Below are 13,928 nucleotides of genomic sequence, written 5' to 3'. Positions count from 1 at the left end.
TTACGCCTCGACCGCAGAACCGGTGCGGCCTTTGTCGCTACCGAAGAACGATTTGAACGAGTGAAGCGTCGTCTGACGGTTCATCGCAGCGATTGACGTCGTGAGCGGAATGCCTTTCGGACAAACTTCGACACAGTTTTGTGCGTTACCGCACTGTGCGAGGCCACCGTCTTCCATGAGCGCTTCCAAACGTTCTTCCGAATGGAAGGCGCCGGTCGGGTGCGAGTTGAAGAGACGGACTTGCGAAATGGCGGCAGGTCCGATGAAGTTCGATTTGTCATTCACGTTCGGGCATGCCTCGAGGCAGACACCGCACGTCATACATTTCGACAATTCATACGCCCATTGACGCTTGTTCTCTGGCATCCGTGGACCTGGTCCGAGGTCGTACGTCCCGTCAATCGGGACCCACGCCTTCACTTTTTTCAACGCGTCGAACATGCGTTGACGGTCGACTTGAAGGTCACGGACGACCGGGAACGTCTTCATCGGTGACAGACGGATCGGTTGCTCGAGCTTATCGACGAGCGCCGTACACGATTGGCGCGGCTTGCCGTTAATAATCATCGAACAAGCACCACACACTTCTTCGAGACAGTTCATGTCCCAGTTGATCGGTGTCGTCTTGTCCCCGTTCGCGTTGACCGGGTTCCGGCGGATTTCCATCAACGCCGAGATGACGTTCATATTTGGACGGTACGGGACGGTGAACTCTTCCGTGTAGGTCGGTTGATCCGGCCCGTCCTGGCGTTCAATGATAAAACGAATGTCTTTTTGGTCTGCTTGCATCGGCGTCGTCATTTCGTCTTCGCCCCTTTCTTCGAGTAATCCCGTTTACGTGGCGGGATTAACGAAACGTCGATCTCTTCAAACGAGATATCGACTTCCCCATTGTCGTAACGTGCCATCGTCGTCTTCATGAAGCGCTCGTCATCACGCTCCGGGAAGTCCGGTTTGTAATGCGCGCCACGGCTCTCGTCGCGTTTCAGTGCGCCGAGTGTGATGACGCGTGCGAGGTCGAGCATGTGGTCGAGCTGTCGGATGAACGAGGCCCCTTGGTTGCTCCAGCGTGCCGTATCGGTCGCGGAGATGTTGTTGTAACGTTCACGAAGCTCACGGAGTTTGAGGTCCGTCGCTTCAAGTTTGTCGTTGTAACGAACGACCGTGACGTTGTCGGTCATAAGTTCACCGAGCTCACGGTGGATTTGATACGCATTTTCCGTACCGTCCATCGCGAGGATATCGTTGAACCGCTCGATTTCTTCACGTTCGTTGAAGTTGAAGAGCGCTTCTGGCACGCTCTCTGTCGCTTGGTCGAGACCGCGCATGTAGTGAACGGCAGCCGGACCGGCTTCCATCCCGCCGTATACGGCTGAGAGGAGCGAGTTGGCACCGAGACGGTTGGCACCGTGCATCGAGTAATCGCACTCCCCGGCAGCGAACAGCCCTGGGATGTTCGTCATCTGGTCGTAATCGACCCAGAGTCCGCCCATCGAATAGTGGACGGCCGGGAAGATTTTCATCGGGACTTTCCGCGGGTCGTCGCCGACGAACTTCTCGTAAATCTCGAGGATGCCGCCGAGTTTGATGTCGAGCTCTTTCGAATCTTTATGTGACAAGTCGAGATACACCATGTTCTCGCCGTTGACGCCGAGCTTCTGGTTGACACAGACGTCGAAAATCTCACGCGTCGCGATATCACGCGGCACGAGGTTTCCGTAGGCCGGATACTTCTCTTCAAGGAAATACCATGGCTTGCCGTCTTTGTATGTCCAAACACGTCCGCCTTCACCGCGCGCCGACTCACTCATGAGACGAAGCTTGTCGTCCCCCGGGATTGCCGTCGGGTGGATTTGGATGAACTCGCCGTTCGCGTAGACCGCGCCTTGACGGTAGACCGCTCCAGCCGCTTGGCCGGTGTTGATGACCGAGTTCGTCGATTTACCGAAGATGACACCTGGTCCGCCGGTCGCGAGGATGACCGCATCCGATGGGAACGCTTTAATTTCCATCGAGCGTAAATCCTGACATACCGCACCACGGCAGACGCCGGCTTCGTCGATGATGGCCCGGAGGAACTCCCAGCCTTCATATTTCTCGACGAGTCCTTGCGCCTCATAGCGACGGACCTGCTCGTCTAGCGCGTAAAGGAGTTGTTGCCCTGTCGTCGCACCAGCATAAGCTGTGCGGTGATGGAGCGTACCGCCGAAACGTCGGAAGTCGAGAAGACCTTCTGGCGTCCGGTTGAACATGACGCCCATCCGGTCGAACATATGGATGATTTTCGGTGCCGCTTCCGCCATCTTTTGGACCGGCGGTTGGTTGGCGAGGAAGTCGCCCCCATAGACCGTATCATCGAAGTGTTGCCAAGGAGAATCCCCTTCCCCTTTCGTGTTGACGGCACCGTTGATGCCGCCTTGTGCACAAACTGAATGTGAACGCTTGACCGGTACAAGCGAGAAGAGTTTTACCGGAACACCCATCTCAGCCGACTTGATTGTCGCCATGAGTCCAGCCAGACCGCCACCGATGACGATCAAACTTTGATTTGCCATGTACTTTTCCCCCTATTACAAGATGCCAGCGAACGTCAAGATTGAACGGATGCCGACAAAAGATAGTGCCAAGAAGACCGCGCCTGAGACGTAGCTCATGAAGCGCTGTGAACGAGGCGACTGTGTGATCCCCCACGTGATGGCAAACGACCAAAGACCGTTCGCGAAGTGGAACGTAGCCGAGAGGATCCCGACTATGTAGAAGATAAGCATGAGCGGATTGTCGACGATGTTTTGCATCATCTCCGCATTCACTTCGACGCCACGCAATTTCGCCAAGCGCGTTTCCCAAACGTGCCATGCGATGAAGATGACGAGGAAGACGCCCGTGAAGCGTTGGAGCATGTACATCCAGTTACGGGCGTATGAGTAACGGTTCGTGTTGATCGAACCGAGGAACGCATAATACACGCCATACACGCCGTGAAAAATCATCGGCAATGCGATGACCGTGACTTCAAGGAAGTACAAGTACGGTAAGCTCTCCATGAATTTTGCTGCCTTGTTAAACGACTCCACCCCATCGACGATATAGTAGTTGACCGACAAGTGGACGATCAAAAACAGGCCGATTGGGATGACCCCAAGTAGCGAATGGACTTTACGACTGAAATAGTCACGCTGCGAAGCCATTCTAGTTCCCCCTTTGTACGAGCCCTTGGCTCGTTTTGTAAATAAAAGCGTTTTCAAATGTAAATATAGCTTTCTGTCTCCTATTCTACTCTTGTGAATTTTGTATGACAAGACAACCTGACCGATTTGTGACACATTCTTTTGCAAAATACCCGGTGACCAAAAGCCGATTCGTCGTTATAATGGTATAGAGAGATTGGAGTGATGGAAGAAGATGGAAACGATGAGCCAACCCACTTTCGCGATCGAACTGTTGCGCGATTATGTGTTGACGGATTTGCTTGGGGACGATTACGCCCAAGTCATCTATTGGTCGGGTAAACGGGTCGCACGCAAGTTCCCGGTCATGCCCAACGAGGAACTGAGCGCCTTCTTTAGTGAGGCCGGCTGGGGAGATTTGACGTTGCTGAAAGAAAAAGGAAATAAATTCTTGTTCGAGCTTACACCCCCACCCGCGACCCAAGAAAAGGCAACGGGCTACTTCCAGCTCGAAGCTGGGTTTTTGGCCGAACAGATTGCGGGTCGTTTCCAATGTGTCGCCGAAGGCTACGCCGAGGTGGCGCGCAAGGCCGTCCACATCACCGTCCAACTAGACCGAAAAGATACGTATGAATGACGAAGAGCCGATGCGATCATCAGACCGCATCGGCTCTTTCTTTTTGAGTTAATCCTCCAACTCATCCATATCTTCATACGGGAAGAGGCGCTCATTGGCAAAGATATAAAAGTCGATGAGCTCCGTTCTTGAGAACGTACTGTCTGCACCCGCATACGCCGCTGCCGCTTTTTGAATGACAAGCAGGAGATTGGCCGGAATCGGTTGTCGCTTCGCCCACTCGAGCACTTCTCGTTTGGCGAGCACACGTCCATCCGTCTCGTAGGCAATCACCCGCACGAGGTTCAATACGCTATACACGGGATGATTATCAAGCGAGCTCAGGCAATCCACCGCGTCGTCCTTGATTGCTTCTCGGTAATGTTCATCTTCAAACCCGAGCAACAACTCATGTAGCGGAGCCCCATACAAGACACAGCCTCGCTCCATGATGACTTTGAGGTGGGCGGCCAAATCCGGATCGGTCAACTCACGTTGCTCGTGGAGTAGCTCATCGATTGTTGCTTCCTCCAACCGAGAACGCCACTGCTCACTATAATGGAACTCGAACGGACTCGGATGGACCCATTCGTGTAACGCCCGTTCCGTCAGCACGGTCAACTCGAGCGGATACGGCTGCGTCGATGTCGCCAGGCACAGTCGCATCAAACCGAGCCGTTCCGCATCCGACAGGTCTCGGTCGCTCACGAACAGTAAATCGACATCACTCTGCCTCGGATGAAACCCTCCCATTGTCACAGACCCGTGCACGTATGCATGTCGAATCGCGTCCGTCACGTCACGAAGTCCACGAACAAACTGTTCGATGAAAGGTGCTGTCTTGTCTGGAAAATCAGCTAACGCGTCTCGGTTCATTCATCGGTCTCCTCATGGACGTATTGGATTACGGTCTCGGCCAACTTCTCAGGCAGACCCGCTTCTTTTAACTGTTCGAGCGAGGCGAGACGGATTTGCTTCATCGACCCGAAATGACGGATCAACTGCTGACGCCGCTTCGGTCCGACGCCCGGGATGTCATCGAGCACCGACTTCGTCATCTTTTTCGTCCGCAGGCTGCGGTGGAACGTGATGGCGAAGCGGTGGACCTCGTCTTGCATGCGTTGCAGCAGATAGAACGCGCTCGAACGCGAGTTGAGTTCGACGACTCCGCCCCCTTCCCCGAACAAGAGCTGGCTCGTCCGGTGACGGTCATCTTTCTTCAACGAACCGACGGGCAAGTCGAGTCCGAACTCATTCTGCAGGACGTCGAGGGCGGCGTTCAATTGACCGATGCCCCCGTCAATCAACAGCAAGTCCGGCAGACGTTTTTCTTCCGTCAATAGGCGACGGAATCGACGGCGGACGACCTCTCGCATCGTTTCATAGTCGTCCGGTCCCTGGACGGTACGAATCTTGTATTTCCGGTATTCTTTCTTGAGCGGCTTGCCATCCTCAAAGACGACGAGCGCCGAGACGGCGTCCGCCCCTTGAATGTTGGCGTTGTCGATGATGTCGACGCGCGACAAGTTCGGGATACCGATTGCCTCACCGAGCTCACGCATGGCGAGGAGCGTCCGCTCTTCGTCCCGCGCGAGCAGCTCGAACTTCTCGTTCAAGGCGATGCTCGCATTTTTCGTCGCCAAGTCGAGCAGTTGCCGTTTCGCCCCCCGCTTCGGTTGCATCACCTTCGTCCCGATTGCCTCGTTCAACAAGTCGATACGAACGATTTCCGGTACGAGCACTTCTTTCGGCACGACGTTCTGCTCATAGAACTGGACGATGAAACTCTCGAGTTCCTCGGACGGTTCCCCATGAAGCGGGAACAGCGACACGTCGCGTTCAATCATCTTGCCGCCCCGCATATAGAACACTTGGACGCACATCCAGCCCCTGTCGAGCGTATAGCCGAAGACGTCGCGCGCCGTCGGGTCGGCCGTGATCATGTTCTGTTTGTTCATAATCGATTCGACGGCCCGGATTTGATCACGTAGTTCGGCCGCCCGTTCGAACTGCATATCCTCGGCCGCCTTGCCCATGTCGACCTGGAGCTTGGCGAGCGTCTCGCTCGTTTCTCCGTTCAAGAAGCGACGAATCTCTTGGACGATATCCTTCTGTTCATCGGTATCGACAGCGAGTTCACATGGCCCGAGGCACTGCCCGATATGGTAATACAGACAGAGCTTGCGCGGCATCGGTTGGCACTTGCGGAGCGGATACAGCTTGTCGAGCAACCGTTTCGTCTCATTGGCCGCGTAGGCGTTCGGATACGGCCCGAAATAGTAGCCGCCGTCCTTCTTAAGTTTCCGCGTCGTGAGCAGCCTTGGGTACGGCTCGTTCGTGATTTTGATATACGGGTACGACTTGTCATCTTTGAGACGGATGTTGTATTTCGGGTCGTGCTTTTTGATGAGCGTCATTTCGAGCAGGAGCGCCTCGAGTTCGCTCGCCGTGACGATATATTCGAAGTCGCGAATCTCGGCCACGAGTCGCATCGTCTTAATGTCATGCGCCCCTGTGAAATACGATCGGACCCGGTTCTTCAGATTTTTCGCTTTCCCGACGTAAATGATTTCACCGTACTCGTTCTTATGCAAGTAACAGCCGGGTTCGTCCGGGAGGAGCGCCAATTTATGTTTAATGTGGTCAGAATGACTCAAATTCAATCACCTCAGTTTAGGTTCCTTCCAGACGGGAAAAAATTGATGAAGTCTCAGAGGGAGGGTTTTGGAATGAAACGGTACGATGTCATCATCATCGGCAGCGGCTCGGCAGCGAGCCAGGCCGCCAGCGTGTTACGTGACGCCGGTAAACAAATTGCGATTGTCGAGAATTGGACGTTCGGCGGGACATGTCCGCAGCGCGGGTGTGATCCGAAAAAGATGCTCGCGGAAGGAGCCGACCTGATCGCCCGGGCGGAGCGGATGAAGCCGCTCGGTGTGACCGGTGAGCTGAAACTCGATTGGCACGCCTTCAAACGTCGCGTCGACGAGTACCGTTTCGCCGTCCCGACGACGAAAATGCATCATTGGAAAGGGCATGGCATCGACTTGTTCGAAGGAGAGCCTCATTTCATCGACGAGGACTCGATTGTCATCGAAGGGCATGAAATCTCGGCACATCAGTTCTTGATCGCATCGGGTCAAATCCCGCGTCCGCTCGACATCCCTGGTGGAGACGGCGCGATCACGAGCGATGACGTCTTCGACCTCGAGGTATTACCGCGACACATCATCATCGTCGGTGCCGGCTATATCGCCTTCGAGTTCGCCCATATCCTGCGCCGTTTCGGGTGTGACGTGACGCTCCTCGTCCGGTCGCGGGCACTCAAACCGTTCGACCGCAAAGTCGTCAAGCGTCTCGTCGATGAGACGCTTCACATCGGAATCGATGTCCGTTACGGAATCGAACCGGTCAATATCCATGGCGACGTCGTGACGTTATCAGATGACTCTACCCTTGAAGGGCTCGTGCTTAACGCCACCGGGCGGATTCCAAGCATCGAGCGGCTTCGCTTGGACGCGGCCGGCATCGAGTCCGACCACAGCGGCGTCTTGGTCAACGAGTACTTGCAGACGACGAACCCGAACGTCTATGCGGCCGGCGACGTCGCCAAAAGTCGCAATCCGGCCCTCACCCCGTTCGCCGGACAGGAAGGTCGCATCGCCGCGCTCAACCTGCTCCGGAACAATACGCGTCCGCTCCCTGAGCGTCCGGCCCCGACGGTCGTCTTCACAACGCCCCCTATCGCCAAAGTCGGGCTGACAGTCGATGAGGCCAGAGCACAAGGCATCGACTATGAATGTAAAGACAACGACTTGTCCCATTTTCTCACGTATGAGCGCATCAATGACACGACCGCATTCTCCCGCATCTTGCTTAGCAAGGATGGTCATGTGCTCGGTGCCCACTTGATCGGGCAACACGCGCCGGAACTGATCAACTTGTTCTCATTCATTATACAAAACAATATGACCCATCAACACGTCAAACACTTGGAGTTCGCGTATCCGACGTCCGCGTCCGATGTCTCCTATCTCATCTAAAAAAGGCTCTTCCACGTCGGTGGAAGAGCCTTTCGTCATTCGATTCCTTTATCCTTATCTTCTTGCAACGCGTCCTGGAGCGATTTGTCCCAGAGCTTGACCCCTTGGGCGTGCGCCGCCCGCGCAATCAAGTGCCCACCGACCGGAGCCGTCAAGAGGACAAAGAACAAACCGAGCAGGAGCCGTGCGTCAAAGACGCGTTGGTCGACCCAGACATGCAGGAGCGCTGCGAACAAGACGAACATGACGCCGAGCGTCGCGCTCTTCGATGCCGCATGGGCCCGCGAGTAGATGTCCGGTAGCCGGATGAGACCGATGGCCGCGACGACGGTGAAGAATACCCCGATGATCGTGAAGACACCGGTCAAGATGTCATAAATCATTGTTGCGGTCATGTTGGATGATCTCTCCCTTCTCGAGGAATTTCGAGAACGCCACCGTTCCGATAAAGGCTAAAATCCCGAGCAAGAGGATGACTTCGAAGAACATCGTCGTGTCGAGCAGAATCGACAACAGTGAGACGACGGAGATCAAGCCAATCCCAATAGAATCGAGCGCGATGACACGGTCTGCCGTCGTCGGTCCTTTGATGACCCGATACAACATGCCAAGCATGGCGAGCACGAGGATGGCGAGCGCCACGTAAATGATGATATTTAACATTAGCTGGTCGCCTCCTTAATCTTCGTCTCAAAGTTATCGTAAATGTCTCGTCTGAGCGACTCTTTATCCGGCATATGGAGCGCGTGGATATAGAGCGTCTTATTGTCATCCGACACTTGAACGACGAGCGTCCCTGGTGTCAGCGTGATGAGCATCGACAGCCAACTGACCTTCCAACCGGCATCAAGCTCGGTATGGTACCGGAAGATGCCTGGTTTAATTTTCAGTTTCGGACTGAGGACGAGCCGGAGCACCTCGACGTTGGCGAGGATGAGCTCCCGGCAGAAAATCAAGAACAGTTTAAACAGTTTCAAGACGCGGATGAAGTAGAAATCCGTGTTCTTGAAGAAGCGACGCATCATGAAGATGACGAGTAATCCGAGCAAATAGCCGATGATGAATCCGCTCGTCGTGAACGTACCCGTGAAGAACATCCAAATGAACGCCAGGAAAAAGTTGATGAGTAGTTGATAAGCCATCTCTAAATCACTCCTTAATCACGGCATCGATATAGATTTCGGGTTGCACGAGCGGTTCAATTGCCTGGGTAATGAACGGATGCATCGCCTCGGCACCGAACCCGTAAGCCACGGCGACGGCGACGAGCAAGAACGTCGGCACGATGAGTTTCTTCATGTGCGGCACGAGCGGGCCGTCATAGGCACGCTTTTCTTCTCCCCAGAACCCGTACAAGAAGATTTTGATGACAGAGAAGAGGACGAACAAACTCGACAGCAAGATGAGGAGCGGTCCGAACAGGCTGCCCTCGGCGACACCACCTTGAACGATTAACAGTTTCCCGAAGAATCCGCTGAGCGGCGGGATTCCGGCGAGCGACAAGGCGGCGATGAAGAACGTCCAGCCGAACAACGGGAAGCGGGTAATCAAACCACCCATGTCGCGCAACTGACCGGACTTGGTGATGCCAATCATCATCCCGACGAGCATGAACAAGGCGGCCTTGATCAACATGTCATGAATCAAGTAGTAGAGCGCCCCTTCGAGCGATGTCTGCGTATCGAGCGCGATTCCGTATAGAATGACGCCGACCGCGATCATGATGTTGTAGATGATAATCAACTTGACGTCGTTGTATGCGATGGCGCCGATCATCCCGATGACGATCGTCAACACCGCGAGGGAGATCAAGAAGTTCTGCATGAACGCCCCGCCGTCAAACAAGAGCGTGTACGTCCGTAAAATCGAGTACACCCCGACTTTCGTCAAGAGTGCGCCGAACATGGCGAGAATCGGTGTCGGTGCAACGACATACGAGCCTGGGAGCCAGTAGTGAAGTGGAACGAGTGCCCCTTTCAATCCGAAGACGATGACGAACAGCACGCCGATGACGACGATGACGGATTGATTCTCGACGAGCGGAATCTTTTGCGCGAGGTCAGCCAAGCTGAGCGTGCCGACCGTTCCGTACAGCAACGCGACAGCCATGACGAACAACGCCGAGGCGATGACGTTCACGAGCAAGTACTTGATCGACTCGCGAAGTTGGACCCCTTTCCCACCGAGGACGATGAGCACGTACGACGAGATGAGGAACACTTCGAAGAAGACGAACAAGTTGAAGATATCGCCTGTCGTAAAGGCACCGTTCACCCCGACGAGGAGGAACAGCATCGCGACGTAGACGTAGTTCGATTCATACGCGTCCGAGAAGTAATGCGTCGCAAACCAGACAATGAAGAAGACAATCAATGTCGCCGTGGCGACGAGCAATGCCGACAGCATATCTGAGACGAGCGTGATGCCGAACGGTGCCGGCCAGTTTCCTAAGTTGACGGTCAAGATACCGTCTTGTGAGACGGTGAAGATGAGCAACACCGTCATCGCAAACGTTACAAGTAAAGCCCCGAGTGCCACTCCGCGTTGCAGACGAATCTGCTTCGGCGCGAAGAGGAGGATGATGGCCGCAAGCGCCGGGATGACAATCGGAAAGATCGGTAAGTTAATCATTCGATTCCGTTCCTTTCATTTCCTCAATATTATCCGTATTCAGTTCTTGATAGGCCCGATACGCGAGCACTAGGAAGAACGCGGTCACCCCGAAGCTGATGACGATGGCCGTCAAGACGAGCGCTTGCGGGAGCGGATCGGTATATTCCGTCACCCCGTCAACGAGGACAGGTGCCGCTCCGGTTTTCAACCCACCCATCGTCAAGACGAGCAAGTGGGCGGCGTGACTGAGCAGGCCGGTGCCGATGATGATGCGCAACAAACTCTTTGAGAGAATCATATAGACAGCGCTCATCGTCAAGACACCGATGATGATGCTAACGAAGATTTCCATTATTCACTCTCTCCAATCGTTTGAATGATCGTCATCGTCACACCGATGACCACAAGGTAGACGCCAAGGTCGAAAGCGATCGCCGTGTGAAGCGTCTGTTCGCCTAGAAGCGGCAAGTCGAACTTATCGTATGCATGCGTCAGGAACGGACGGTCCCAGAAGATGCTGTGCAGCGACGTCAGCATCGCGATAGCGAGACCGAGCGCCGTCATCTTGCGATAGTCGAACGGGAGCACGTTGGCGAGCGTCTTCGAATCGAAGGCGAGCAACAGCAGCACGAGCGCCGCGGCCGTCATCAAACCACCGATGAACCCTCCGCCCGGCGAGTAGTGCCCGGCGAAGAAGAGGTTGATCGAGAACACGATGATGATGAAGAAGATGATCACCGCGGCCGTCTGTAAGATGACGTCATTGACTTGATCATTTTTTCGGTTCATGTTCACGTGCTCCTTTCGTACGTTCTGTCGTTCTGAATTTGATCATCGTGTAAATCCCGATGGCCGCGATGGCAAGGACGACAATCTCGAACAACGTATCAAAGCCCCGGAAGTCGACAAGGACGACGTTGACCATGTTTTTCCCGGCTGCCAAATCATAGACATTTTCTTTATAGTACTCTGAGATTGATGACAGGGAACGGTTCGATAGCGCCATGAAGCTGAGGAGCATGACCGTCACCCCGACGATAATCGAGACGATTGCATTCTCGATTTTGAATTTCACTCGCACTTCTTTCTTGCTGATCTCCGGCATATGGTAGAAGACGAGCAAGAACAAGGCGACCGATACCGTCTCGATGACAAGCTGCGTCAACGCGAGGTCCGGTGCATTGAAGAAGACGAAGAACAACGCGACCGAATAGCCGACGACACCGAGCAAGATAATCGACGGCAGGCGCGAACGCATGAACGTGATCGCGAGCGCCGCCAAGATGATGACGGCCCCGAGGACATATTCATACGGAGCGACTGGTTCCATCTCGCCGAACGAGAAGTTGAACAAATCGAACCAGTACATCGAGAACAACATCATGCCTGACAAGAACAAGAAGATATAGACCAAGTACGAGCGGATGAAGCCCGTCATATAGTTATCTTTGAAGCGGTACGCCGCCTTGTTCGACCAGACGAGTGACCCGTCGTACATGCCGTTGAGCGTCAAGCGGTGCGGAATCCGGTTATAGATACCCATCCACTTGTTGATCGTGTAGAACATGAGCGTTCCGAGCAAGATGACGCCGATCGTCATGAACAACTCAGGAGTCAATCCGTGCCAGAAGTAGATATCGACTTTCACCTCTTGCCCGCTCGCGACGAGCGTCGGATAAATCGATTCGACGGCCGGCTTGATGAGCGAGTTCGATAACACGTTTGGCACGAAACCGAGCACGACGACGAGGATGGCGAGAATCGCCGGCGGGATGAGCATCCCGATTGGTGCCTCGTGCGGCTGTTTTGGCAAGCGGTCAAACTGCGCTTTGCCCATGAACGTCCGTGTGAAGATGATCAAGCTGTAGATGAACGTGAACACACTCGCGATGAATGCTACGACCGGAATCAAGATGCCGATTGTGTCGAGCGCGAAGAAGTCCATCGAGAACACTTTCGTCGTCGCCTTCAAGAACATCTCTTTACTGAGGAAGCCGTTGAACGGCGGTAACCCTGCCATCGACAATGAACCGATGACGGCGATTGTGAACGTGATTGGCATGACGGTCATGAGACCGCCGAGTTTACGGATGTCACGCGTCCCCGTCTCGTGGTCGACGATTCCGACCATCATGAACAGCGACCCTTTGAATGTCGCATGGTTAATCAAATGGAAGATTGCCGCGATTGTCGCGACCATGTAGATGTTGTCATCCATGCCGTCATAATGAAGCGCCGCGGCACCGAGTCCGAGGAGCGACATGATGAGACCGAGCTGACTGACCGTCGAGAAAGCGAGAATCCCTTTCAAATCAGTCTGTTTGACCGCGTTGAACGAACCCCAGAACAAAGTGAACGTCCCGACCGCGGCAATCGTCCATAGCCAGATCGGTGACTCTTGGAACACCGGGCTCATCCGTGCGACGAGATAGAGACCGGCCTTGACCATCGTCGCCGAGTGGAGGTACGCACTGACCGGGGTCGGTGCTTCCATCGCGTCCGGCAACCAGATGTGGAACGGGAACTGCGCCGATTTTGTGAAGGCGCCAAGCAAGATGAGAATCATCGCCGCGATAAAGAACGGGCTGTCCGCGATGACCGCCTGATTGGCGACCATGTCGCGGATGCTGAACGAGCCGACGATCGACTCGAGAATCACGATCCCCCCGAGCATCGACAGACCACCGAACACGGTGATGAGCATCGATTTACGCGCTCCGTAGCGCGAACGCTCTTTCTCGTACCAGTATCCGATCAAGAGGAACGACGAAATCGACGTGAGTTCCCAGAACATGTACATGACGACCATGTTGTCCGAGAGGACGACACCGAGCATCGCGCCCATGAACAATAGCAGATACACATAAAAATGACCGAGCGACTCTTTGTCTTTATTCAAGTAATAAATCGAATAAAGGACGACGAGCGCCCCAATCCCTGTAATCAGGAGGGCAAACAATAGTCCGAGCCCGTCCACGTAGGCCGTGAAGTTGATGCCGAGCGATGGCATCCATTCGACCGTTTCCGTCACGACGTCTCCCGCGCTCGTGATTCCGATGAAGCGGAAGAAGTACACGAATAGGACGACCGGAACGATTAACACGAACCAACCCGTATGGATTCGCTTCAGCGCCCGGAACAAGAACGGGATGAACGGTGCCGCGAGAAGCGGCAATAAAATAGCTAAATGTAACACCGACAAGAAAATTCCTCCTTCGAACAGAGTCTTACAAACGATGGCTTAATTATTAAGGTCATTTGACGCCATCACGTCTTCTTCATGAGTATAGCGTAAATTTTCAGTCTGTTTCCATGATAAAACCTTGCCGCATTTTCCGGTCTCTTCAAAAATTCCCGAACTGTTAAATATGAAGAGAGTCGACAAAAAGCGACGAAAAAAAGTTAGAATCGCAGTCTATATGTATGCGTTTTCAACTGGTGATTTTTCCGAATTCTCGCTCTCAATCCGTACCGAACCTTAACCGTTGT

At 54.1% G+C, this 13,928-nt stretch carries 14 protein-coding genes; 2 read left to right on the top strand and 12 right to left on the bottom strand.

All coding sequences use genetic code 11. The annotated features are described in order from the left end of the window. Genes sdhB through KNO58_RS07155 form a run of 3 tightly spaced genes read right to left on the bottom strand, consistent with a single transcriptional unit; the run spans position 1 to position 3,188 of the window. Positions 1-801, bottom strand: a complete 801-nt coding sequence (sdhB, locus tag KNO58_RS07165; protein WP_214752627.1) for a succinate dehydrogenase iron-sulfur subunit — start codon at positions 799-801, stop codon at positions 1-3. After that, on the bottom strand, positions 798-2,555 hold the full coding sequence (sdhA, locus tag KNO58_RS07160; RefSeq protein WP_214752625.1) for a succinate dehydrogenase flavoprotein subunit: 1,758 nt from the start codon (positions 2,553-2,555) through the stop codon (positions 798-800). Before sdhA ends, sdhB begins: the two co-directional genes overlap by 4 nt. Before the next feature lie 15 nt (positions 2,556-2,570). Beyond that, positions 2,571-3,188, bottom strand: a complete 618-nt coding sequence (locus KNO58_RS07155; protein WP_214752623.1) for a succinate dehydrogenase cytochrome b558 subunit — start codon at positions 3,186-3,188, stop codon at positions 2,571-2,573. Between the two features lie 223 nt (positions 3,189-3,411). Here KNO58_RS07155 and KNO58_RS07150 point away from each other — a divergent pair, with 223 nt between their 5' ends. After that, on the top strand, positions 3,412-3,804 hold the full coding sequence (locus KNO58_RS07150) for a YslB family protein (RefSeq protein WP_251026136.1): 393 nt from the start codon (positions 3,412-3,414) through the stop codon (positions 3,802-3,804). 48 nt (positions 3,805-3,852) lie between these two features. Here KNO58_RS07150 and KNO58_RS07145 read toward each other — a convergent pair whose 3' ends face one another. Both KNO58_RS07145 and uvrC read right to left on the bottom strand, forming a co-directional pair. Then, the gene (locus KNO58_RS07145; protein ID WP_214752619.1) at positions 3,853-4,659 is read right to left on the bottom strand and encodes an aminoglycoside adenylyltransferase domain-containing protein; all 807 of its coding nucleotides are present in this window, start codon (positions 4,657-4,659) and stop codon (positions 3,853-3,855) included. Continuing rightward, complete coding sequence (gene uvrC, locus KNO58_RS07140) at positions 4,656-6,440, bottom strand: excinuclease ABC subunit UvrC (protein WP_214752616.1); 1,785 nt, start codon at positions 6,438-6,440, stop codon at positions 4,656-4,658. Before uvrC ends, KNO58_RS07145 begins: the two co-directional genes overlap by 4 nt. 72 nt (positions 6,441-6,512) lie before the next feature. Between uvrC and KNO58_RS07135 the strand changes: the two genes are divergently transcribed. Next, a complete protein-coding gene (locus tag KNO58_RS07135; protein ID WP_214752614.1) occupies positions 6,513-7,826 on the top strand; it encodes a dihydrolipoyl dehydrogenase family protein in 1,314 nt (437 codons plus the stop codon). A 35-nt stretch (positions 7,827-7,861) separates the two neighbouring features. Here the strand turns inward: KNO58_RS07135 and mnhG are convergent, their stop codons facing one another. Genes mnhG through KNO58_RS07100 form a run of 7 tightly spaced genes read right to left on the bottom strand, consistent with a single transcriptional unit; the run spans position 7,862 to position 13,641 of the window. After that, the gene (mnhG, locus tag KNO58_RS07130) at positions 7,862-8,221 is read right to left on the bottom strand and encodes a monovalent cation/H(+) antiporter subunit G (protein ID WP_214752612.1); all 360 of its coding nucleotides are present in this window, start codon (positions 8,219-8,221) and stop codon (positions 7,862-7,864) included. After that, on the bottom strand, positions 8,199-8,489 hold the full coding sequence (locus KNO58_RS07125; RefSeq protein ID WP_214752610.1) for a Na(+)/H(+) antiporter subunit F1: 291 nt from the start codon (positions 8,487-8,489) through the stop codon (positions 8,199-8,201). The genes mnhG and KNO58_RS07125 overlap by 23 nt, the downstream gene beginning before the upstream one ends. Beyond that, positions 8,489-8,968 (bottom strand): Na+/H+ antiporter subunit E, encoded by a 480-nt coding sequence (locus KNO58_RS07120; protein ID WP_214752608.1) that lies wholly within the window; start codon positions 8,966-8,968, stop codon positions 8,489-8,491. The genes KNO58_RS07125 and KNO58_RS07120 overlap by 1 nt, the downstream gene beginning before the upstream one ends. 7 nt (positions 8,969-8,975) lie before the next feature. Further along, the gene (locus KNO58_RS07115) at positions 8,976-10,457 is read right to left on the bottom strand and encodes a Na+/H+ antiporter subunit D (protein ID WP_214752606.1); all 1,482 of its coding nucleotides are present in this window, start codon (positions 10,455-10,457) and stop codon (positions 8,976-8,978) included. Then, positions 10,450-10,791: a Na(+)/H(+) antiporter subunit C gene (locus KNO58_RS07110; RefSeq protein ID WP_021066825.1), complete on the bottom strand. Its 342-nt coding sequence runs from the start codon at positions 10,789-10,791 to the stop codon at positions 10,450-10,452. The genes KNO58_RS07115 and KNO58_RS07110 overlap by 8 nt, the downstream gene beginning before the upstream one ends. Continuing rightward, positions 10,791-11,228 carry a Na(+)/H(+) antiporter subunit B gene (locus tag KNO58_RS07105; RefSeq protein WP_214752604.1) on the bottom strand — a complete coding sequence of 146 codons (438 nt, stop codon included), beginning with the start codon at positions 11,226-11,228 and terminating at the stop codon, positions 10,791-10,793. The genes KNO58_RS07110 and KNO58_RS07105 overlap by 1 nt, the downstream gene beginning before the upstream one ends. Next, positions 11,212-13,641 (bottom strand): Na+/H+ antiporter subunit A, encoded by a 2,430-nt coding sequence (locus KNO58_RS07100; RefSeq protein WP_214752601.1) that lies wholly within the window; start codon positions 13,639-13,641, stop codon positions 11,212-11,214. Before KNO58_RS07100 ends, KNO58_RS07105 begins: the two co-directional genes overlap by 17 nt. Positions 13,642-13,928 lie beyond the last annotated feature (287 nt).

It is taken from the genome of Exiguobacterium sp. J17977 (assembly GCF_018616375.1).
GTDB lineage: Bacteria > Bacillota > Bacilli > Exiguobacteriales > Exiguobacteriaceae > Exiguobacterium > Exiguobacterium mexicanum.
Note: the sequence above shows the minus strand (reverse complement) of the source record. Positions and strands in the feature narration are given on the sequence as shown.